Annotated in this window: 21 protein-coding genes; 6 read left to right on the forward strand and 15 right to left on the reverse strand. The window is 64.3% G+C overall.

The genetic code is table 11. The features are described from left to right. Position 1: 1 nt before the first annotated feature. From AB6B38_RS02150 to AB6B38_RS02170, 5 genes are all read right to left on the reverse strand, one after another. Positions 2–3,268 carry an error-prone DNA polymerase gene (locus tag AB6B38_RS02150; protein ID WP_371394040.1) on the reverse strand — a complete coding sequence of 1,089 codons (3,267 nt, stop codon included), beginning with the start codon at positions 3,266–3,268 and terminating at the stop codon, positions 2–4. Then, on the reverse strand, positions 3,265–4,824 hold the full coding sequence (locus AB6B38_RS02155) for a DNA polymerase Y family protein (protein WP_371394041.1): 1,560 nt from the start codon (positions 4,822–4,824) through the stop codon (positions 3,265–3,267). The genes AB6B38_RS02150 and AB6B38_RS02155 overlap by 4 nt, the downstream gene beginning before the upstream one ends. Beyond that, positions 4,739–5,458 (reverse strand): ImuA family protein, encoded by a 720-nt coding sequence (locus AB6B38_RS02160; RefSeq protein WP_371394042.1) that lies wholly within the window; start codon positions 5,456–5,458, stop codon positions 4,739–4,741. The genes AB6B38_RS02155 and AB6B38_RS02160 overlap by 86 nt, the downstream gene beginning before the upstream one ends. Before the next feature lie 289 nt (positions 5,459–5,747). Beyond that, positions 5,748–6,770, reverse strand: coding sequence for a low specificity L-threonine aldolase (locus tag AB6B38_RS02165; protein ID WP_371394043.1), 1,023 nt, complete (start codon positions 6,768–6,770; stop codon positions 5,748–5,750). A 52-nt stretch (positions 6,771–6,822) separates the two neighbouring features. Then, complete coding sequence (locus AB6B38_RS02170; protein WP_371394044.1) at positions 6,823–7,554, reverse strand: GGDEF domain-containing protein; 732 nt, start codon at positions 7,552–7,554, stop codon at positions 6,823–6,825. A gap of 153 nt (positions 7,555–7,707) precedes the next feature. On the opposite strand from AB6B38_RS02170, the gene purE reads away from it, so the two are divergent. Both purE and AB6B38_RS02180 read left to right on the forward strand, forming a co-directional pair. Beyond that, the gene (purE, locus tag AB6B38_RS02175; RefSeq protein WP_371394046.1) at positions 7,708–8,211 is read left to right on the forward strand and encodes a 5-(carboxyamino)imidazole ribonucleotide mutase; all 504 of its coding nucleotides are present in this window, start codon (positions 7,708–7,710) and stop codon (positions 8,209–8,211) included. 10 nt (positions 8,212–8,221) lie between these two features. Then, positions 8,222–9,289 (forward strand): 5-(carboxyamino)imidazole ribonucleotide synthase, encoded by a 1,068-nt coding sequence (locus tag AB6B38_RS02180; protein WP_371394047.1) that lies wholly within the window; start codon positions 8,222–8,224, stop codon positions 9,287–9,289. On the opposite strand, the gene AB6B38_RS02185 is transcribed toward AB6B38_RS02180, so the two are convergent. Together AB6B38_RS02185 and AB6B38_RS02190 are read right to left on the reverse strand one after the other, a co-directional pair. Continuing rightward, entirely contained in the window at positions 9,275–10,309 is a 1,035-nt protein-coding gene (locus AB6B38_RS02185; protein ID WP_371394048.1) for a hypothetical protein, read from the reverse strand. The genes AB6B38_RS02180 and AB6B38_RS02185 overlap by 15 nt on opposite strands. Positions 10,310–10,381: 72 nt before the next feature. Then, positions 10,382–10,549: a hypothetical protein gene (locus tag AB6B38_RS02190; RefSeq protein ID WP_371394050.1), complete on the reverse strand. Its 168-nt coding sequence runs from the start codon at positions 10,547–10,549 to the stop codon at positions 10,382–10,384. A gap of 230 nt (positions 10,550–10,779) precedes the next feature. Here AB6B38_RS02190 and AB6B38_RS02195 point away from each other — a divergent pair, with 230 nt between their 5' ends. Together AB6B38_RS02195 and AB6B38_RS02200 are read left to right on the forward strand one after the other, a co-directional pair. After that, complete coding sequence (locus tag AB6B38_RS02195; RefSeq protein WP_371394052.1) at positions 10,780–11,991, forward strand: pyridoxal phosphate-dependent aminotransferase; 1,212 nt, start codon at positions 10,780–10,782, stop codon at positions 11,989–11,991. Between the two features lie 128 nt (positions 11,992–12,119). Continuing rightward, the gene (locus AB6B38_RS02200; RefSeq protein ID WP_371394053.1) at positions 12,120–12,587 is read left to right on the forward strand and encodes a Dps family protein; all 468 of its coding nucleotides are present in this window, start codon (positions 12,120–12,122) and stop codon (positions 12,585–12,587) included. A gap of 223 nt (positions 12,588–12,810) precedes the next feature. Here the strand turns inward: AB6B38_RS02200 and AB6B38_RS02205 are convergent, their stop codons facing one another. Together AB6B38_RS02205 and AB6B38_RS02210 are read right to left on the reverse strand one after the other, a co-directional pair. Then, complete coding sequence (locus AB6B38_RS02205) at positions 12,811–13,881, reverse strand: phosphotransferase (protein WP_371394055.1); 1,071 nt, start codon at positions 13,879–13,881, stop codon at positions 12,811–12,813. Beyond that, positions 13,878–15,182, reverse strand: coding sequence for an amidohydrolase family protein (locus AB6B38_RS02210; RefSeq protein ID WP_371394056.1), 1,305 nt, complete (start codon positions 15,180–15,182; stop codon positions 13,878–13,880). Before AB6B38_RS02210 ends, AB6B38_RS02205 begins: the two co-directional genes overlap by 4 nt. Before the next feature lie 225 nt (positions 15,183–15,407). Between AB6B38_RS02210 and hppD the strand changes: the two genes are divergently transcribed. Both hppD and AB6B38_RS02220 read left to right on the forward strand, forming a co-directional pair. Further along, a complete protein-coding gene (gene hppD / locus AB6B38_RS02215) occupies positions 15,408–16,478 on the forward strand; it encodes a 4-hydroxyphenylpyruvate dioxygenase (protein WP_371394057.1) in 1,071 nt (356 codons plus the stop codon). Positions 16,479–16,484: 6 nt separating this feature from the next. Next, the gene (locus AB6B38_RS02220; protein WP_371394058.1) at positions 16,485–16,970 is read left to right on the forward strand and encodes a MarR family winged helix-turn-helix transcriptional regulator; all 486 of its coding nucleotides are present in this window, start codon (positions 16,485–16,487) and stop codon (positions 16,968–16,970) included. Between the two features lie 11 nt (positions 16,971–16,981). Here the strand turns inward: AB6B38_RS02220 and AB6B38_RS02225 are convergent, their stop codons facing one another. The 6 genes from AB6B38_RS02225 to AB6B38_RS02250 form a co-directional block, all read right to left on the reverse strand. After that, on the reverse strand, positions 16,982–18,724 hold the full coding sequence (locus AB6B38_RS02225; RefSeq protein WP_371394059.1) for a cation:proton antiporter: 1,743 nt from the start codon (positions 18,722–18,724) through the stop codon (positions 16,982–16,984). Positions 18,725–18,815: 91 nt separating this feature from the next. After that, a complete protein-coding gene (locus AB6B38_RS02230; RefSeq protein WP_371394061.1) occupies positions 18,816–19,313 on the reverse strand; it encodes a hypothetical protein in 498 nt (165 codons plus the stop codon). A gap of 49 nt (positions 19,314–19,362) precedes the next feature. Further along, complete coding sequence (locus AB6B38_RS02235; protein ID WP_371394063.1) at positions 19,363–19,845, reverse strand: hypothetical protein; 483 nt, start codon at positions 19,843–19,845, stop codon at positions 19,363–19,365. A gap of 1 nt (position 19,846) precedes the next feature. Continuing rightward, a complete protein-coding gene (locus tag AB6B38_RS02240; protein WP_371395115.1) occupies positions 19,847–20,320 on the reverse strand; it encodes a hypothetical protein in 474 nt (157 codons plus the stop codon). 68 nt (positions 20,321–20,388) lie between these two features. After that, positions 20,389–20,613: a ribbon-helix-helix domain-containing protein gene (locus tag AB6B38_RS02245; protein WP_371394064.1), complete on the reverse strand. Its 225-nt coding sequence runs from the start codon at positions 20,611–20,613 to the stop codon at positions 20,389–20,391. Positions 20,614–21,002: 389 nt separating this feature from the next. Next, positions 21,003–21,911, reverse strand: coding sequence for a LysR family transcriptional regulator (locus AB6B38_RS02250; RefSeq protein ID WP_371394067.1), 909 nt, complete (start codon positions 21,909–21,911; stop codon positions 21,003–21,005). Between the last annotated feature and the right edge of the window lie 27 nt (positions 21,912–21,938).

The following is a 21,938-nucleotide window of genomic DNA, read 5'->3' on the forward strand; positions in this document are numbered from 1 at the left end:
TTTAGTGAAAATCCCGGCTTTTGGGGATGACGCGTACATCGCGCGGATGGCGGGCGTGTGAGCGGTCTCTGGCTGGCGGGCCGCGCCGCGCCATGACGGGGCGGCGCACCTCATCGACCGGGGCCATGGCGCCGTCGAGCATCTCGCGCTGGGCATCCTCGCTCAAATAAAGCAGGTCGCCGGAGCGGTCCTCCAGCCTTTCCGCGATGATGTGGGTGACATTGTCAGCCGTCTGCACCCGGCCCGTCACGGCGAGGATGCGCGCGCCCATCACGACCGGGCGGAAAAGCTCGGCCACCTTCTTCCAGACGATGAGATTGGCGATGCCGGTTTCGTCCTCGATGGTGATGAAGAGCACGCCCTTGGCGGTGCCGGGTTTCTGACGCACCAGCACCAGCCCGCCTGTACGCACCCTGCGGCCCGTTGGCGTGGCGCAGGCCTCTTGCGTTGTCGCGAGGCGCTCCTCGCGCCACAGCCCCCTTAAAAGCGCCATGGGATGACTTTTCAGCGACAAGCGGAGCGTCTGGTAGTCCTGCACGACATGCTCAGACAGCGGCATTTGCGGCAGCTCTGTGCGTGTCTTCTCCGTCCCATCGCCCGCAAGCGCCAGCAGCGGAGCCGGGGCCTCCACTGTCTCGCCGCGTATCGCCCACAGCGCCTCGCGCCGTGAAAGCCCTAGCGAAGTGAAGGCATCGGCGCTGGCGAGCTTTTCCAGCGTGGCGCGCGGCAGGCGCGTGCGGACGCGGAGGTCCGCCGGACTGGCATAGCCATCACCGCGCAGGGCCGTCAGCCGGGCCATCTCCTCTTCTTTCAGCCCATCGATCTGACGCAGACCCAGACGCAGCGCGAAGGGCCATTGGCTGCCTTGCGCGGGTTCCAGCGTGTTGTACCAGGCCGAATGGTTGATGTCAGCGGGGCGCACCTCCACGCCATGTTCCTTGGCATCGCGCACGATCTGGGCGGGCGCGTAGAAGCCCATGGGCTGGGCGTTCAGCAGGGCGGCGGCAAACACCTCCGGGTGGTGGCATTTGATCCATGAGGAGACATAAACGAGCAGCGCAAACGAGGCGGCATGGCTTTCGGGAAAGCCGTACTCGCCAAAGCCCTTGATCTGGTCAAAGCAGCGCGCGGCGAACTCCGGCGCATAGCCGCGCTGCACCATGCCCTGCACCATCTTCTCCTCGTAATTGCGGATCGTGCCCACGCGCCGGAAGGTCGCCATGGCGCGGCGCAGGCCATTGGCCTCGTCGGGCGTGAACTTGGCCGCGTCGATGGCGATCTGCATGGCCTGCTCCTGAAAGAGCGGTACGCCGAGTGTACGTTTCAGAATGCTTTCCAGCTCGTCTGCCGGGCCGTGCTCCGGGGCGGGCGAGGGGAAGGTGACATCCTCAATGCCTTTGCGGCGGCGCAAATATGGATGGACCATATCGCCCTGTATGGGGCCGGGGCGCACGATGGCGACCTGAATGACGAGATCGTAGAAGGTTTGGGGCCTGAGGCGCGGCAGCATGTTCATCTGCGCGCGGCTTTCCACCTGGAACACGCCCAAACTGTCGGCCCGGCACAGCATGGCATAGGTGGCGGTGTCATCGGGCGGGATGCTGGCCAGCGTGTGGCGGATACCCTTGTGCTGTTCCAGCAGGTCAAACGCCTTGCGGATGCAGGTCAGCATGCCCAGCGCCAGCACATCCACCTTCATGATGCCCAGCGCATCGATATCGTCCTTGTCCCACTCGATGAAGGTGCGGTCCTCCATCGCGGCATTGCCGATGGGGACGGTCTCGGTCAGCAGGCCCTTTGTCAGCACGAACCCGCCTACATGCTGGGAGAGGTGACGCGGAAATCCGATCAGCTGGCGGGTGAGGATGATCGCGCGGCGGATCATCGGGTTTTGCGGGTCGAGGCCCGCCTCTCTGATGTGCTGGTCCTCGATCGTGCGCCCCCAAGAGCCCCAGACCGTGCCGGCGAGCGCCGCCGACACGTCCTCGGTCAGGCCCAGCGCCTTACACACCTCGCGTACGGCCGAACGCGGGCGGTAGGAGATGACGGTGGCGGTGAGGCCCGCCCTGTGGCGGCCATAGCGGGCATAGACATATTGCATCACCTCCTCGCGCCGCTCGTGCTCGAAATCCACGTCAATGTCAGGCGGTTCGCGGCGCTCCTTCGACAGGAAGCGCTCAAACAGGAGACTGCTGGTGGCAGGATCGACGCTTGTGATGCCAAGGCAGTAGCAGACAGCGGAATTGGCCGCAGAGCCGCGCCCCTGACACAGAATGCCTTGCGCGCGCGCCCACGCCACAATGTCATGCACGGTGAGGAAATAGGCCGCGTAGTCCAGCTCCGCGATGAGGGCGAGTTCCTTCTCCAGCAGCGCCTTCACCTTGTCCGGCACGCCTTGCGGATAGCGCCACTCCGCCCCTTTCCAGGTGAGGTATTCCAGATGACCTTGCGGGGTGGAGCCAGGCGGCACCGGCTCGTCCGGGTATTCATAGCGCAACTCATCAAGGCTGAAATTGCAGCGCGCGGCGATGTGCTGCGTGCGGGCGATAGCGGCTTCAAACCCGGCAAAAAGCCGGGCCATCTCGGCTGGGCTTTTCAGGTGCCGCTCGGCATGGGGTTCGAGGCGGAAGCCGGCCTCTTCAATCGTGCAATGCTCGCGTATGCAGCTCATCACGTCCTGCAGGGGGCGGCGCTCGGGCGCGTGATAGAGCACGTCATTGACGGTGACAATCGGCACGCCTGCGCGCCTGCCAAGCGCGTCCAGCGTCGCGATCCGCTCCCTGTCCCGCCCGCGGTATCGCCACGCAGCAGCCAGCCATACCCGCCCCGGCCAGCTTGCGCCCAATCTGGTCAGTAGCGCCTCGAAGGCGGCATCGGGTTCCTCCGGCGGCACCACGATGAAGCACTGGCCGTCAGCCGCCTCCATCACATCCTCAAGGGTCAGATGGCATTCGCCCTTGGGGGCTTCCATCTTACCCAGCGAGATGAGGGCAGAGAGGCGGCCATAGGCGGCGCGGGTTTCGGGATAGCAGAGAAGGCTTAGCCCGCAGGCCAGGTCGAGGCGCGCCCCGGCCAGCAGTTTCAGCCCGTGTTCCTTGGCCGCGATATGGGCGCGCACCACACCGGCCAGCGTGTTGCGGTCCGCCACGCCAATCGCAGAGAGGCCCAGCGCCTTTGCCTGCTCCACCAGTTCGGCGGCATGGCTTGCCCCGCGCAGGAAGGAGAAGTTCGTGGTCACCTGAAGCTCGGCATAAGGCGGCGCGTTCATGGGAACAGCCCGCACACATACCAGCGCGGAGTGCCGCCGCGCTGGTCATCATAAAGCCCTTCGCGCATCAGCCAGTAGCGATGCCCGTCCTCATCCTCCACGCGGTAATAGTCGCGCGCGCGCACGCCATCCGCGCTGCCCCGCCACCATTCCGGGCCGATCCGCTCCGGCCCGTCTGCACGCGCCACGCTGCGTGTCACCCGACGCCAGGTGAAGCGGGCAGGCGGACCGTCGGGCAGGATCGCGATTGTTTCCACCGGCTCTGGCCGGTCGAGCACGATGAGCGGGCGCGGGCCGGTGCGATGGGCTGTGACAGGCCAGGGTTTCAGCGCGCCGGGAAAGACTGTCAGAGCCTCGCTGCGTCCCGGCATATGGCTTTCAAACGGGGTGAAAACGGCGACCAGATCATCGCCCAGCCTTGCATTCAGCCGGTCCACCAGCGCGGCTGTCTCGGCCGGGTCTGCGCCCGGCAGGGCCGCGCCATCGGGCAGGGCAGAGGCAATCGCTTCCAGCGGGCCAGTGCCATGGGCGGTGAGCGTCATCAGATCGATGCCAAATCCCGGATCCATCGCCTCAAGACGCGGCGCGAAGAGCTTCGCGATAGCGCCCGCATCACGCCCCGGACGGGAGAGGGCAAGGCTGGCGCTGGTGCGCGTGCCGTCAGAGCGATAGCCGGTCAGGATGAAGCGGCGCGCGCCCTTGCCCGCCTCTTCCAGCTGGCGCGTCAGTTCGGCGAGCAGCTTGGAGAGCGCATCCTCGATTCCCTCAGGGCTAAGGAGCGGTTCCGGGCCGGAAATCCGCGCGGTGAAGCGTGCAGGCGCTTTAAGGGGTATGAGCGGCTCAGGGCGGACCCCAAGCGCCTGATCGAGCCTTAGAAGCACGTCCTGCGCGGCCTCACGATTGCGGAAACGGCGAGCAAGAGCGGTGCGCTGAATCGCGAAGAGCTGGCCGATGCGCGTCAGGCCGAAGCGGCGCAAGGTCTGCACCGTTCCAGCCTCCAGCCGCAGGGCGGCTATCGGCAAGGGCGTCAACGCCTCGCGCGCCTTTCCCGGCCCGCTGATCTGCACCGCGCTGTCACCAAACCGGGCGAGCGCCCATGCCGCGCCTGCGCTATCGGCGAGGCCAAGGCGGGCGGTAAGCCCCAAGGCTTCCAGCGCGCGCTTCATGGTGGCCAGAAAGGCGTCCTCCCCGCCGAACAGGTGCGCGCAGCCCGTCACGTCGAGGCGTATGCCGTCCGGCCCGTCCATGGCGGTGAGAGGGCTGAAGCGCGTCATCCAGAGGGTGAGGCGTTTCAGGGCGATATGATCCGCCTCCCGGTCTATCTCTTCGGCCACCAGCTCCGGCACGCGGGCGCGCGCATCGGTGAAGCGAAGGCCCGGCTCCAGCCCCAGCGCACGTGCGCCATCGTTCACCGCCGCCAGCGTGCGGCCATGCAGGCAAGTCTCCGTCAGCACGAAGGGCGCGCCGTCCTCAACCGGCCAGGGCGTGGTGCGGGCGCGTTTCAGGCGCTCCATCGGCCAGTGCGGGAACCAGACGCACACGAAGCGGCGCATCATCCATCTCCATCAGGAATGTCTCTCCGGCCCTTTGCGCAAACTCGCGCGAGCGCTCCAGCGTGACCTGCCAGCGCGGCCGTCCGGGCGCGCGTGGGTCAAACGCATTGGGCGTAGAAGGCGCCGCCGCCACCCGCCAGCGATTATGCGCAGCGGTCGCCCCTTCGGTGCGCCATGAGCGCACGAGGATGACGGGCGTGGCGCTTGCCTCATGGGCCAGCGTCAGGCGGCGGGTGAAGGTGAAATCGGCGCTTTCAACCTCCGCGATGACGGCCCCGATGGCGCGCGAGCGTGCGGCCTCGTCAATCGCGCGCAAGGCTGCATTGTGATCGCGGGTTTCCACCAGCATTACCCGTCCGGGATCTGCGCCGAGTGCCGCCAGTCCGCGCGCGCTGATCCGTCCGAGATCAAGGCGCTGGCGGCGCGTGCGCACCCACAACCAGCCTCCGTGGCCCCTTGTCTGCGCAAACCCCACCGCCAGCCCCAGCGCCGCCGCCATGTCGGCAAAGGCCGCAGGGGCGATCTCGTGTACGCCCTGCAAGGGTGCGCCGAGCCTCTCCTCCAGACGTGCAGCCTCACTCTCCACGCGCGTGGAGAGACGCTTCAGGGGCAGGTCGGTGAGGATCGCACGGGCCATATGTTCTTATTTTGTTCTTGAGGCCAAGAGTCAAGAGGGGTGATTCGGTCATCCTCTCTCCTCGTCATCCCCGCGCAGGTGGGGATCCAGAGATCATAGGGCTCTGTCGGTGCAAATGGCTCTGGGTTCCCGCCTGCGCGGGAACGACGAAGTGGAAGCCAGGACCTATGAAGTGGAAGTCGGGACCTATAACACGCAACTCATGCGTTTCACCGGCGAAAGCCGGTGCCCAGTCATTTCTGGGTCCCGACTTGCGTCGGGAAAACGAAGGGTGGAGAGCTGAAAAATCTTACCCCCGCGCGGCCTTCACCACGCGCGCCACGTCTTCTGCCTTCGTCTGCCAGCTGGTGACGAAGCGATAGCCGCCATGGGGCCAGGGGTAGAAGCCGGCATTGACGGCGTTCAGCGCATCCGCGGCTTCTTGCGGCAGGTCGATAAAGACCTCATTGCCTTCCACCGGGTGGAGCAGTTTCGCGCCGGGAACAGCGGAAAGGCCCTCGGCCAGTTTTGCCGCCATCGCGTTGGCGTGACCGGCCAGTTCCAGCCAGCGCCCATTCTCCAGCCAGGCCTCGAACTGGGCGGCGACAAAGCGCATTTTCGGCAGCATGTGCCCGGCGCGCTTCTGGCGCGCCTGCAGGGCAGCGAAGCGGTCCATGACGGACGGGAAGAGGATCACGGCCTCCGCCGCCAGCGCCCCGCCCTTGGTCGCGCCGAGGCTGAGCACATCAACGCCTGCGCGCCATGTAATGTCTGCCGGGTCGCATTTGAGAGAGCTGAGCGCATTGGCAAAGCGCGCCCCGTCCATGTGAACGCGCATCCCGCGCGCCTTGGCGAGACCTGCCAGCGCCTTCACCGCCGCCACGTCATAGGCGGTGCCGGACTCAGTCAGGTTGGACAGGCTCAAGACCGAGGGCGGGGTGGTATGCACGAAGTCTGACGGCCATTCAGCCAGTGCTGCTTCCAGCGTTGCAGGCGTCAGGCGGGCATGGTCGCCGTGCAAGGCGATCAGCTTGGCCCCGCCGGTGAAGAATTCGGGCGCGCCGCGCTCGTCGCGGTGAATATGCGCCTCGTCATGGCAGAGGATCGCCGTATCGCCCGGCGCCAGTACAGACAGCGCCAGCGCGTTCGAGGCCGTGCCCGACACGGTAAGCACCAGTTCCAGATCGGTGGAAAATATCTCTTTGAGCTGCGCCTTCACCCGCGCCGAGACGCTATCACTGCCATAGCTGGCCTGCGCCCCCTCATTGGCGCGAACCATCGCATCGAGAAGAGCGGGATGGGCGGGGGCGGTGGTATCTGACAGGAAGCTCATGGGCGCGCAGCTGACACGAGAAAAGGCGCGCGATCAACGCCTTGAAGCGGTGTCAGGCAACGGCCTGCTTGCGCGCATACATGGCGGCATCGGCTTCGGCCATGGCGGTTTCCGGCGTAATGCCGCGTTCCAGCGCCTGCACGCCCCAGGCGGCCCTCAGGTTGAGGGTGTGCCCTTCAAAATGGATTGGCGCTGCTGCGATAGCCTCGGCCAGTTCCTCGGCCTTGCGTTCTGCGGCTTCGACAGCGGTCAGCACCAGAACCACGCCAAACTCGTCGCCGCCGAGACGGCCCACTGCATCGGTGTCGCGCAACCGGGAGGCAAGCGTATCGGCAACGACTTTCAGGGCCTCGTCCCCGGCGGCGTGGCCGTGCGTATCGTTGATCGCCTTGAAGCCGTTAAGATCGAAATAGACCAGCGCTGAAGGGGCATCATGGCGCTCGGCGAGGGACAGGGCTTTCGACACCTCACGCAGGAAGGCACGCCGGTTGAGAACGGGCAGCAGCACGTCACGGTCAGCGAGGCTTTCCAGATCGCGTACCTTGGCGCGCAGCGCATCGGTTTCCTTGCGAAGCTGGTCAACCTCTCCCATCAGGGTGAGGAGCGCGCGCTGGACGTTCGGGGTCAGTTCCGCTTCCGGCACGCCCATGATGGAGGCTGTGTCGCTGGCGCGCCGCACCGGAGAGGGGGCAGATGCCGCGCTTGCGGCCTCGCTGCGCACAGTGCCGCCAACCGGCCCGGTAGACGCCAGACCGCCCGCTGCTCCACTGGATCGTACCCGCATATCCCCGATCCTTCCCAATCGACTCAGAGGCGCAGTCTTGGTGATCGTGGTTAATAAAGGCTCAAGCGGGTTTGCCAGGGTGGTTCACCTGCCGCTTGACGCGCAAACGCTTATGGCTAGGCTCGCGCGCTTTCCGCTGCCCGGAGGCTGCGTATGGCGACCCGTTTTCCTGATCCCTCACCGCCCGTCGCGGTCATTATGGGCTCGCGCTCGGACTGGCCGACCATGCAGCACGCGACCGAAGCGCTGGATGCTCTGGGCGTGGCGCATGATACGCGCGTGATCTCCGCTCACCGCACGCCGGACCGGATGGTGGATTTCGCCAGGTCGGCAAAGGCGCGCGGCGTGAAAGTCATCATCGCCGGGGCAGGGGGCGCAGCCCATCTGCCGGGCATGGTCGCCTCGCTGACCGAATTGCCGGTGCTGGGCGTGCCGGTGAAATCGAAAGCGCTCAAAGGTCTCGACAGTCTTTTGTCCATAGTCCAGATGCCGGGCGGTGTGCCGGTCGGCACGCTGGCTGTGGGGGAGGCCGGCGCGCGGAATGCGGGCCTTCTGGCCGCCTCCATCCTCGCGCTGTCCGACACTGGCCTTGCAGACCGGTTGACCGCCTGGCGGGCCGGCCAGAGCGATAGCGTTCCCGACAGTGTAGAGGACTAGGCCCGCCATCATGCTGAAGCCCGGCGCGCGTATCGGTATTCTCGGCGGCGGCCAGCTGGGGCGCATGCTGGCGATGGACGCGGCGCGTCTGGGCTTTGACGTGCACATCTTCACGCCCGAAGACAACAGTCCTGCCGCGCGCGTGGCGGCGGCCTGCACGGTTGCGCCCTATGAGGATCTGGATGCGGTGGCGCGCTTTGCGGCCGATGTCGATATTGTCACCTACGAGTTTGAAAATGTACCCGTGGAAACCGCGCGCAAGGCGGGTGAACATGCACCCCTGCGCCCCGGCGTAAAGGCGCTGGAGGTCTGTCAGGACCGCGTGACGGAAAAGCGCTTCGTCAACGATGCCGGTATCGAGACGACACCCTGGCGGGCGGTTTCCAGCGCTGCGGACGCCGTAGAGGCGATAGACGCGCTTGGCACGCCTGCCATCCTGAAAACGCGGCGCATGGGCTATGATGGCAAGGGCCAGCAGGTCATCCGCAAGGCCGAAGACGCTGCTGCTGCCTTCGAGGCACTGGGCGGCGTGGCCTGCATTCTGGAAGCCTTTGCACCGTTCACGCGGGAAGTGTCGGTTGTCGCTGCGCGCAGCGTTGAGGGGCAGATCGCGGCCTACCCGCTGGCCGAAAACCACCATGAGGGCGGAATTCTGCGCACCTCCATAGCGCCCGCACCCGGCGCCGGCGCGCTGGCCGGGCAGGCCCTTCGTATTGCCTCTGCTGTCCTTGAAGGGCTGGACTATGTGGGTGTACTGGCGGTGGAGCTGTTCGTGCTGGAAGACGGACGGCTGTGGGTGAACGAGATTGCCCCGCGCGTCCACAATACCGGCCACTGGACGATGGATGCCTGCGCGGTCAGCCAGTTTCAGCAGCATGTCCGCGCCGTGGCGGGCTGGACGCTGGGTGATCCGGCCCCCCATACCGCCGCGCGCATGGACAATCTGATCGGCGAAGATGCAGAGCACTGGCAGGTATTGTCGGCAGAGCCGGGGGTGTGCCTGCACCTCTATGGCAAGGGCGAGGCACGGACGGGCCGCAAGATGGGCCATGTAAACCGGCTCTCACCGCTCCCCTGACGGATCGCGTGCGCGCTGCGGGGTAATGGACGGGCCGATACCCAGATGATCAGTGCGGGTAGACCGGTCACGTTCCATCGCGTTCAGCAGCGGCGAACGGCGTGTCTGTTCGCGGTGCTCACTGGCCATATGCACGCGCAGCATCTGAAGTGTGGACGGGCTCACCCCCAGCTGAGCCAGTTCGAACTCCAGCCGCGACATGTTCTCGGCGAACTCTAGCGGTCCCCGGCTTATAGCCCGGAGGTGATAGACCGCCAGTTCAGCCTGGGCGGCATTGGGGCCATCGCCGCAATCGCCGATTTCCCGGTTGGCATCACCCGATGACAGGCAGAACACCTCGGCTATGACCGCGCTTACACCGCCCTCGATAGGGCTGACCTGAAAATCTTCCACGCGCAGCCCGGTTTCGGCGCGCGCGGCGATTGAAGCAAAGGTCGGTATGCGCCGCTCGACGATGGCGGCGTCTTCTTCTTCAGGCAGGATGGTGTCTACCGGCGTATCGGGCGGTGTGACGGAGAATGCGCGCCCGGCGGTATCGGTCCGGGGCTGGGCAGGGCGCCGGGGTGTTTCGGGCGCGTCCGGGTCCGCAGGCCGGGTGCCGGTTTCAGATACTGGCGCGGGCGGTGTGTTGTCAGGCTCCGCTTCCACGGCCGTATCGGGCGGCGTTTCCGGTTCTTCGGGTGTCAGCTCTTCGCCTTCGGTGTCACTGGCCGCGTCGGACTGGCTTGAGTTTGCGTTGCCGGTATCGGCGCCGCTGTCAGCGCCCGCTTGTCCCCTGTCGGCCAGCAAGGGGGCGTTGAGCGGCAGATCGCTCTCGGCATCGCTGGCGCTGATGGTGAAGAAGCGCACCTCTACGCTGGTGCCGGTGCTGACGAAACGCTCAAGAGCTTCCGGTGGCAGCGCGGCAATCGCGCCGATAGCCCCTGCATGGAGAAGGCCCGCGCAGATATAGGCGCCCAGCCGCAAGCGGCTGAACGCGGGTGCCGATGCACGGGAAAGGGCCGGTCCACGAACGCTCACGATTATGAGAGATGGCCGCTGGTGGCGGCCGGTTCAAATTAAATCGGCAGCAATGTCAGTGGCGTCTGCGCGCTAGCCTTCGCTGCCTTGAGCGATGAACAGGCTTGAAGACGTATCTCCCAGCACGCCAGACGCATGAGCCAGAACCAGGCAGGTACCAAACATGGCAATCGCGATGAGAAGGGCGCCCAGGTTGATCTCCCGGCCCGGACGGCCATTGCCAGCAGAAAAGTCAGCCATGATCCCCTCCCTCTTTCTCAGAGCCCACGCTCTGCGCTGATCCGATGAATGCCTGATGAACAGATTTCCTGCGCTTCGCGGCCCGGAAAGGTTCAAAATCGGGCGAACTCAAGATCAATTACGGCACAAAGAAGGCCCTATCTCAGTGCCGCAGCGCAACACGTATTGCGGTTTACGGTAAACGGACGGTAGTTTCCCTCCGCCTTCCATCACCCGCATCAGGAGTGTCCATGTCCGCCCCGTTCGAGGTTTCCAGAGCCCTGTCCCGCGTCCAGCCCTCTGCCACCATCGCAGCGACCCAGAAGGCGCGTGAGCTCAAGGCCAAGGGCATTGATGTGATCTCGCTGGGTGCGGGCGAACCGGACTTCGACACGCCTGACCACATCAAGGAAGCGGCCATTGAGGCGATCCGGCGCGGCGAAACCAAATACACTGCCGTAGACGGTATTCCGGAGCTGAAAGAGGCGATCTGCGCAAAGTTCAAACGCGATAACCAGCTTGAATACAAGCCCTCGCAGGTGAATGTGTCGCCGGGCGGCAAGCCGGTGATCTACAACGCCTTTGCCGCCACGCTGAACCCCGGAGACGAGGTGATCGTGCCTGCGCCTTACTGGGTCAGCTATCCCGACATGGCCTTGCTGTGCGGCGGCACGCCCGTGTTTGCTGAGGCCACCGCGAAGGACGGCTACAAGCTGCGCCCCGAAGCACTGGAAGTGGCCATCACGCCGCGCACGAAATGGCTGGTGCTCAACTCGCCGTCAAACCCCACGGGCGCTGCCTATTCGGCCGATGATCTCAAAGCGCTGGCAGAGGTTCTGGAGCGTCACCCGCATGTCTGGATCCTCACCGACGACATGTATGAGCACCTCGTCTATGACGGGTTCAAGTTCGCCACCATCGCCGAGGTCGCGCCGTCGCTATACGACCGCACGCTGACCATGAATGGCATGTCCAAATCCTACGCCATGACGGGCTGGCGCATCGGCTATGCAGCCGGACCGGAACCGCTCATCAAGGCGATGGCCAAGGTGATGACGCAGACGACATCCAACCCGTGCTCGATCAGCCAGTGGGCGTCCGTGGCGGGGCTGAATGGCCAGCATGATTTCCTGAAACCGCGCAACGAGGCGTTCATGCGCCGCCGCGATCTGGTCCTGCGTCACATTGCGGCCAGTGACGGGCTGGACGCGCCGACGCCGGAAGGGGCGTTCTATGTCTTCGCCAGCTGCGCCGGACTCATCGGAAAAACCTCTGGCAAGGGCAAGGCGCTGAAAACGGATGGCGATGTGTGTGACGCGCTGCTGGAAGAGGCACATGTCGCCGTCGTTCCAGGCACTGCCTTTGGCTCCGGCCCGGCTTTCCGCATCTCCTATGCAACGTCCGATGAGGCGCTGGAAAAGGCTGGCACACGCATAGCGGAGTTCTGCTCGTCGGCGCGCTAGTATAGAGGATCTCTATAGATTGCAGTCGGCGTTCCAGTTGGATTGGAACGCGCAGCTCCCATATACGTAAGGCAATGAGACCTTACCGGGCGGCCCCCCCGCCGCCATTTCGCAGACAGGAGTATGTCATGCAGATCAATATGGGACTGAGCCAGGCGCAGCGCGAGGAAATGGCCGAGGCCGTGACGCGGCTGCTGGCCGACACCTATGCGCTATATTTCAAGACACATGCCTATCACTGGAACGTGACGGGGCCGCGCTTTCACGACCTCCACGCCATGTTCGAGACGCAATACACCGAGATGTGGACGGCGACCGATGACATTGCCGAGCGTATCCGTGCGCTGGGCGTGATGGCCCCGATCTCCTATGACGAGATTGCCAATTCCGCCTCGATCCGGCCCGACAGCAAGACGCCCAAGGCCGACGAGATGGTCGCCAACCTGCTCGCCGGTCACGAGACGGTGGTACGCACCGCGCGCGCTGCGCTGGAACTGGCCAATACCCATGGCGACGAGGCAACGGCGGACATTGTCGCACCGCGCGTGACGGCGCATGAGAAGATGGCCTGGATGCTGCGGGCGACCTTGGGGTAGGAGATTTGATCCCTCGTCCTTCGAGACGGCCTTCGGCCTCCTCAGGATGAGGGATCAAACGTTACGCCCTCATCCTTTCGGACGCAGTGGCGCTCGAAGGACGAGGGCGAGAGTTCTCAAGTCTCCCCCACCTTGAAATCCCGGCCAAGCGTAGCGCAGAGCCGGGATCTGGTGCAGGACTAGCGGAACAAGGCCCCGGATAGCGCTTTGCGCTTCCGGGGTTTCAAGCCTTCTCCGCTATCGTCCAGGCGTATTCGGCCATCGGCTCGACAAGGGCGCCAAGTTCCTTCGCGCGCTCGTTGGAGGCATTGCCCTGCAGCGCGCGCGCATAGACGCCCTGCGCGATGCCGGCCAGGCGGAAGATGTTGTAGGCAATATAGAAATCGAGCTTCGGGATGCCGCTGCGCCCGGTGCGTTCGCAATAGGCCGCGACATATTCTTCTTCCGTGGGGATGCCGAGCGATTTCAGGTCCACACCCAGAAAGCCGGAGCGTATTTCCTTGGGCGTTCGCCATTGCATGAGCTGGTAGGTGAAGTCGGCCAGCGGATCGCCGAGCGTTGAGAGCTCCCAGTCCAGCACCGCGATAACGCGGGGCTCGGTGGGGTGGAAGATCATGTTGTCGAGGCGATAATCGCCGTGGACGACGCTGGTGCGCTCCTGTGCAGGCGCATTGGCTGGCAGCCACTCGATCAGCCGGTCCATCGCCGGAATGGCGCGGGTTTCAGCGGCCTTGTACTGCTTGGTCCAGCGGCCGATCTGACGCTCGAAATAATTGCCGGGCTTGCCATAGTCAGCCAGGCCCGCCTTCTCCACATCAATCGCGTGCAGCTGGGCCAGTGCGGCGTTGGACGCGTTATAGAGCGCGCGGCGCTCTGATGGTTCCATGCCGGGCAGATAGGCATCCCAGAAGATGCGTCCCTCGACGAATTCCATCACGTAGAAGGCCGTGCCAATAACTTCCGGGTCTTCGCACAGGCCAAACATGTGCGGCGCAGGGAAGCCCTGTTCGCCCAGCGCCTTCATCACCGTGTACTCACGCTCCACGGCGTGGGCAGACGGCAGAAGCACGCCCGGAGGCTTGCGCCGCAGCACGTATTGGCGCCCTGGCGTCACCAGCTTGTAGGTCGGGTTGGACTGGCCGCCCCGGAACTGGCTCACCTCCAGCGGACCGGCATACCCGTCCACCTGGGCTTTCATCCATTTTTCCAGCGCGCCTTCGTCAAAGCGCAGCGCGTCCGCGACGGATTTGGTGCCGGAAAACTGGGCGTCGAGTTCGGATTGTGTATCGCTCATGGAGCCTTGTGTATCACGCCGGCGCCCATGACAAAGTCCACATCGCGCAATTGAGAGATATTTTCCAGTGGATTGCCGTCCACCGCGATGATGTCGGCGTGGAAGCCCGGTGCGATGCGGCCGATCTCGCTTTCCATCTGCAGATGGCGTGCACCATTGATGGTAGCGGCGATGATGGCCTGCTCAGGCGTCATCCCGGCTTCCACCATCAGCTCGAACTCGCGCGCATTGTCGCCATGACGGCTGACGCCTGAATCCGTACCGAAGGCGATCTGGACCCCGCCCCGGTGGGCGCGGCGCAGCATGTCCACCATTTGCGGGCCGACCTGCAGCGCCTTGGCGCGCTGGAAGGGCGTCATCCACGCCGCATTGGCTTCGGCTTCCAGCGTGACGAATTCACCGGCCATGACGGTCGGCACCAGGAAGGCGCCAGAGCTGCGGAAAAGCCGGATCGACTCATTGTCCAGAAACGTGCCGTGCTCGATGGAGTGGCCGCCCGCAGCCAGGAAGGCGTTGACGCCGGTGACGCCGTGGGCGTGGGCGGTAACGCGCCGCCCCATCATCTCTGCGGCCTGAACGATGGCGCGCAGCTCATCATCCATGAACTGGACTTCAAGGCCCGCTGCCGTGTTTGACAGTACCCCGCCGGTGGCCGTGATCTTGATCGTGTCCACGCCTGCCTGGATGAGCGAGCGCACGGCGCGGGCGCAGTCGGAGGGGCCATTGCACGCGCCGGGGCTGGAGAAGTTCTCGATTACGCGCTGGTTGAAGCCGTTGATATCGCCATGCCCGCCAGTGGGCGTGATGGAGGGACCAGCCACACGCATGCGCGGACCCACCGCATCGCCATTCCGGATGGCATTGCGCAGGGCCAGGATCGCTTCAAGATCGCCGCCGACATCCTGCACGGTTGTAAAGCCTGCCTCCAGCGTGCGCCGCGCGTGGCGTACGCCGATAAAGGCGCGGTCGGCACTGGACAGGGTGAAGGGCTGAATACGGCTGTCCGGTCCGCGCTCGCTGAGCAGGTGGACGTGTGCATCGATCAGGCCGGGCAGAACCCAGTGCGAAGAGAGATCAACGATCTCTGCGCCGTCGCGGGTGACATATCCGTCCTCGATGGAATCAATGCGTCCGTCGCGCACGATGATGGAGGTGCCATTGCGCATCCGCTCGCCGGGAACGGCGATGAGGTGGCCGGCATGGATGATGGTGACGCTTGTCTCACTGTCGGCTCTGTCTTGCGCCAGCGCCGTTCCGGCCAGCGCGATGCCGGCCAGCAGGGCCGTAAATATGCGTGTCATGTCAGCCTCCCCGTATGGTCTCATTGTTGCGCGCTATTTCGGCGGGCCGGGGCATGGCTGTCAAACATGTGATAACATTACATGTCCCCTCCAGCGCACACCAAATTAGTTGCAAATGATACTATTTTCCGGCAGAAAGGCTGGGAGTTCGCCGGACGGGCGGAGCGGCTGAGTGCTCTGCCCCGGTTCCGGCCCACCCCCTTTTGCTGTGAAGGAGCCTTCGCCATGGCTGATCTGTTCGAGAACCCGCTGGGTACTGATGGTTTCGAGTTTGTCGAGTACACCAGCCCGGAGCCGGAAAAGCTCGACCAGCTATTCACCCTGCTCGGCTTCACCGCCGTCGCCAAACACAAGACGCGCGACATTGTCCGCTACAAGCAGGGCGATATCACCTTCCTGGTAAACCGCGAAAAGACCGGCCAGGCGGCTGATTTCCGCGCCGAGCACGGCCCGTCTGCCAACGCCATGGCGTTCCGGGTGCGTGATGCGAAGAAAGCCTATAAGGACGCGCTAGCGCGCGGGGCGGAAGCCTATGGCACGCCGCTCTGGGGCGATGACCAGAACCTGCCGGCCATCAAGGGCATTGGCGGTTCGGTGCTCTATCTGGTCGACCAGTATGGCGAGAACACCATCTACGACGAGACATTCGAGCCGATCCCCGGCGCCGAGGACAAGGGCGGGGCGGGGCTGGAAACGCTCGACCATCTGACCCACAACGTGTTCATGGGCCGGATGAATCACTGGGCGGGTTTCTATGAGCGCGTCTTCAACTTCCGCGAAATCCGCTATTTCGACATCAAGGGCGCCCATACGGGCCTGCTCTCGCGTGCCATGACCGGCCCGTGCGGCAAGCTGCGCATCCCCCTGAATGAAAGCTCGGACGACAAGTCCCAGATTGCCGAATATCTGCGCGAGTATAATGGCGAGGGCATCCAGCACATCGCCCTGACCACCAGCGATATCTACACCACGATCGAGAAGCTGCGCGCCGCCGGCGTGGAGTTCCAGTCCACCCCGCCGACCTATTACGAGCTCGTTGATGAGCGCGTGCCGGGCCACGGGGAAGACCTTGAGCGTCTGAAAAAGAACTCCATACTGGTCGATGGTGACCCGGAGAGCGGGCAGGGCCTGCTTCTGCAGATCTTCACCACGACCAATATCGGACCGATCTTCTTCGAGATCATCCAGCGCAAGGGCAATGAGGGCTTTGGTGAAGGTAATTTCAAGGCGCTGTTTGAATTGATCGAACTCGATCAGATCCGCCGCGGCGTGCTCAAGCCCGACGCTGCCGAGTAAGAGAACATGACGGGGCGGGCGAACCGGGCGGACCTGCCGCCCGCCCTCATTCTTTCAGACTATCTGCCCTACCGGCTCTCGGTCGTCTCCAACAAGGCGTCCGGGCTCATCGCGCGCGCCTATCAGGCCCGCTTCGGCCTCACGATCTGGGAATGGCGCGTCATCGCGGTGCTGGGTTCTGGCGAGGCCATCACCGCGCAGGCCATCTGTGAAGCGACCGCCATGGACAAGGTAACGGTCAGCCGGGCCTTGCGCGCGCTGGCCGAGCGCTCCCTTGTGGACCGGCGCACCAGTCCGACCGACAAGCGTGCATCCCTGGTGTCACTCACCGGCGATGGCCGGTCGATCTATGAAGAGATCGCCCCGCTGGCGCTGGAATGGGAACGCTCCCTGCTGGCCGGTTTCAGCCCTGAAGAGGCCGACCAGCTATCGCGCCTGCTGGAAAGGCTGGAGGCTCAGGCCGATGTGCTGGGCAAGGACGCGGCGCTGTAAGCGCCGCGCCCCTAGATCCCCTTCGTTTCCTCGATCAACTTCTGATCGTCGCTGTCTTCGGGCGTTTCGATGCGTTGCGGCTCAGGCGCATCGCCGGTGAGCAGCTCCACCGCCTGATCGGCGGCGTCCTGGAAGGGGAAGAGGATGAGATCTGCACCCGCCTCTTTCAGCCGCTCCAGCGCCGCGCCGCGCTGGCTGGTCACGGCGATTTTGCCTTCATATCCATGCTTGCGCAGGGTTGAGATCATCGGGATGCGGGTATCCTCATGGGTGACGCCCGTTTCATGGTCGGACGTCGTGGAGATGATCCAGCGCACGCGGTTGAGCGGCAGGTGGGTGAGAAACTCCTGATCGGTCAGATCGCCGTAGATGGCGTCCAGCCCGCGCTCGCGCCACAGCCGCACTGCAGAGGGGTTGAAGTCCACGCCCAGCGTCGACACGCCCCGGTTTAGAAGCCGCTGCGCGATGGCTCCGCCATAGCGGCCCAGCCCGAACAGGATGACGTCGTGATGCTTGCTGGCATCCTCCCCGCCATTTTCCGTCTCGGCGTGGTTGATATTGCGCCGCTCGAACGGGGAGAGCAGGGGCTCGACCAGTGGATAGAGCCGGTGGGAATAGGTGATCATATAGGTGGAGGCGGCAATCGTGATCAGCCCGACCAGCGTGACCAGTCCCAGCGCCTCGTTGCTGACATGGCCGATGGCGAGGCCCATCGCCATGAAGATGAGCGAGAACTCGCTGATCTGTGCCACGGTGAGGCCGGCCAGGAAGCCGGTGCGCCTGCGATAGCCCATCACCCCCATGATGATCACCACAATCAGCGGATTGCCGATCAGCACGAAGAGCGAGAACACGGCCGCCGCCGGGATGTTCTCGCCCAGCAGCGACAGATCGAGCCGCGATCCGAGCCCGATGAAGAAGAAGAGCAGCAGGAAGTCCCGCAAAGGGGCGAGGCGCGCCGAAATAGCCTCCCGGTAGGGCGTTGACGCGAGCGCGACGCCCGCCAATAGCCCGCCCAGCTCCTTGCCGAGGCCGAATATGTCACCCAGCGCGGCAAACATCGCTGCGAGCGCAATGCCGAAGGAAATCAGCAATTCCGGCGAGCGCGCCAGAATGGTGGTCAGCGGGTTGGCGATATAGCGGATGAAGAGAATAACGGCAGCCACCATGGCGATCCCCGCGACCAGCACCATCAGAAGGTCGCTGACGCCGCTATCTTCGGCTCCGCCAATGCCGATGGCGGAGAGCACGATCATCGCCAGCACCACCACGAGGTCCTGCACGATCAGGAAGCCCAGCGCGATGCGGCCATGCAAGGAGTTGATCTCGCGCTTGTCGGAGAGCAGCTTCACGATGATGATCGTGGAGGAGAAGGTCAGCGCGACCGCGATATAGATGCTGGTGATAGGGTCAAAACCCAGCGCCAGCGCGATGAAAAAGCCGATGATCGAGGTGAAGGCGACCTGACCGAGACCGGTCGCGAGCGATACCAGGCCCAGAGACCGGATCAGCTTCACATCCAGCTTGATGCCCACAAGGAAGAGCAGGAGCGCGATGCCGAGCTGGGAGAGCAGGTCGATATGCTCGCTGGAGTGGACGATATCGAGCCCGGCCGGGCCTACCGCGATGCCCACGATGATGAAGCTGACGATCAGGGGCTGGCGCAGCACATGGCCGAGAAGGCCAAGCGCCGCCGCGATTACCAGCAACAGCGCAATCTCGTAGAACACAGACTGGGTGATCAACTCTGCCACGTGCCCGCCCTTCCGTTCGCCGGTCCGTCACGGATCGCGCGCGATCACAGTGTCATGGTCTGTGCGTAGCTCCAAGGGAAACCGGTCAGGGCTACCCCACGGCCGCGATCAGCGAGCGGGCGTCATAGGTGTTGGCGTATTCGTCTGCCGGGCCGGAGCGGGCAATGATCTCGATGCTGACAATGGTGCGCCGCTCCTGACCGGGGCTGAGGCTGACGCCAAGGCCCACGCCAGAGGCGCGATAGCCGCCTGATCCGATCGTCGTGCCCGCTGATCCGCCGACGCGGACAGGACTGGAGCCGCTGCCGCGCGTTTCCACATGGCGGTCAACCAGCTGGAACCAGTCATAGCCGTTTTCGAGGGTCAGCTCGGCGGCGCGGCGCAAGGCCAGGCGTTCGGCGTAGGCCGCTGTCGCGTCCGGGCCGGCGGTAAAGGTCACGCGCCAGCGATTATCGGTGATCCTGAGCGAGTCAAAGCCAATTGCCTGTCCTGCTGACCCGGTAGCAGGTCCATAGGTGGTCTGGGTGGGGGCGCAGGCGGCGAGCGCCGCACCGGACAAGGCAGCGAGAATGGCAAGACGAGCGTTCATGGCACGACTCCGGGCAACTCAGATGGCAGAACAGCCACCCTAGCAGAATTTACGTCTGTGCGGCGGAAACGGTTTCATCCGGAGCCATTTCATACCCCAGGTTTCCGATTGCCCAGCCAGCGAGAAAGCCTGCTGCGAAACCACAGGGCAGGGTGGCGAGCACGATCAGCGCGCCTTCATCGATATATTGCTCACCGCCCAGACGGCCTGAGAGGAAGAACAGAAAGGCAAAAACCACCCCCGCGACGCCGATAGCCACGCCCATCTGCGCAGGTGATCGCCATTTCATGAAGTGCGCGATGAGCCAGCCGGCCAGTATCACCGGCGCGCCGAGCGCATAGGTGACGATCACGCCCACGAATACGGCCGCAATGCCGCCCACAATAATGACGGTCGCAACGTCCTGGGCCGGATTGTCAGGCAATAGCTGTAGTGACAGGGCCAGCCAGACCAGCGCGCCACCTACGGTGCCAGCGATTGCGGGCGCCAGCAGGAGAGCAAAAACGAGAGGGGTCGTGCGAGCCTTGCGCATGCTAGCGTCCGGCACGTTCCAGGCTGGTGAAGACCAGCCCGCCTATCGCACCGGCCGCGGCACCGATCAGCGGCAGGGTGAGGCTGAACAGGCTGTCTGCCAGCGGGAGTTCGCCGAGCGGTACGCCGCCCGTCAGCCCAAGTTCCAGATCCGCTCCGTGAACGCGATAGAGATAGGTCAGCATGGCCGCCAGCCCTGCAGCTGCGCCCGTCAGAAGGGCGGTAAAACCACCCCAGAGACGCAAACTTCTCAGGATCAGCCATAGAGGCCCGAACAGCGCAAAGGCCACCGGGTAGGCAAACATCAGGGCTGAGATCCACACGCTGACCGCCATGGAGGCATAGTCGGCCAACGGCACGTCAGCCGCCGCCGGGTCGGTGATGTAGAGATGCGCGATCAGACCCAGCACGGCCAGAGCGGCCGCGAAGGCGGGCGCGATCACGAACGCGGCCAGCGCTCCGCCCGGCCCTCTCATGTCAGCATGCCTTCATTGCTAGGGTGTTTCATGTCGTTCCCCCTCAAAAGCCCCGACCCAGATGCTACTCAAGCGCGTGACTGGACGTGACGCAAGACCCAGACCCGGCAGGCACTGGCCAGCCCGCCTTCATCACCGGACGTGACGCGCGCCTCATCGATCTGTGCGATCAGGCTTGCCAGCGAACGCGCCTGCTCCTCGCAGGCGGCGTCCAGCACCGCCCAGAATTCCGCCTCCAGCGCCAGGCTGGTGCGGTGTCCGGCAAGGGACAGGGATCGCTTTATCTGGCTCATCGTTTGAAGAAGATCACCGCTGCGCCCGCCGCAATCAAGGCAAACCTGGTCGGCAGGATGACCGGAAGGATGTGCGGCCAGGATATGGTTGGCATGGCAGGACCGGGGCAGGGGCGGCAAGGAATGCTATTGCTCAGCAAGCGGCGCACCTGTCCATAGGCAAAAAAAAGAGCCGGAAGGCGCAGAGGCGCTCTTTCCGGCTCAGTCTTGCATATCCGTTCGGGGAGGAGACGGTATGCGAACAAGAAACGGGGAAAACCGTTCGCGTCTGATATGACGCTAACGTCCGCCCGCTTCAAGGCGTTCCAACGAATATCAGCTATGCAAAAATGCAGCGTTACGGGTTTGCGAAGAATATGTGACGCAAGGCTAAGGGCGGAAAGCCGAAATTATTCAGCGGCCTCCGCTTTCCAAGCTTTGGCGGTGTCCACCAGAAACTCGCGGAATGCGGCAACTCGCCGCGATCCTTTCAGCTCGTCGGGGAAAACGACATACACATCAAATGTCGGACCGTCAGTGTCGGGCAATACCCGGACCAGGCCGGGGTTTTCCAGCGCGACATAATCGGGCAGGCCGCAAATGCCGAACCCGGCTTCGGTGGCGCGCATCATCGCCTTGATGGTGTTGGCCTCGAGAATCGCCTCGCGCGGCTGCGCGCCCGGCTCATGGCCGATGGTCAGCTGCCAGTTGAGATTGGGGATCGGGGCGAGCTTTTTCGGCCCGTAGGCGATGAACTGATGGCCCTTGTCGAGATCGGCCAGCGTCTTCGGTGTGCCGTGTTTCTCGAGATACTCAGGCGCGGCGTAGAGGTGCTGCTCCACCTGCATCAGGCGGCGCTGTACCAGCTCGTTCTGGGTGGATGGCCATGGGCGGATGGCGATATCGGCCTCCAGCCCGGCCAGATCCAGCTCATGGTCGGCCAGCAGCAGTTTAAGCTGTATCTTCGGGTAGAGGGCCTGAAACTGTTTCAGGCGCGGGATCAGCCAGATTGAGCCCAGCGCGGTCGGTGCGGTGATGCGCAAGGCCCCTGTCGGCTTGTCGCGGCTGTCCTGCACGCGCGCTTCGGCCACGGCCACGCGGTTTGAAATCTCGCCCGCTGCTTCAAACAGGAGCCGCCCCGGCTCCGTCAGCAGCAGGCCGCGCGCATGGCGGTGAAACAGCTTGATATCAAGCTCGGCCTCCAGCGCGGAGATTTGCCGGCTGACCGCTGATTGTGACAGGCCGAGCGCATCGGCTGCGCCGGTCAGCGAGCCCGCATCGGCGGCGGCGTGAAAGGTTTTCAGCTTGTCCCAATCCATCCGCTGACGTTAGAGCGCTTCGCCGCC

It is taken from the genome of Glycocaulis abyssi (genome assembly GCF_041429775.1).
Lineage (GTDB): Bacteria > Pseudomonadota > Alphaproteobacteria > Caulobacterales > Maricaulaceae > Glycocaulis > Glycocaulis abyssi.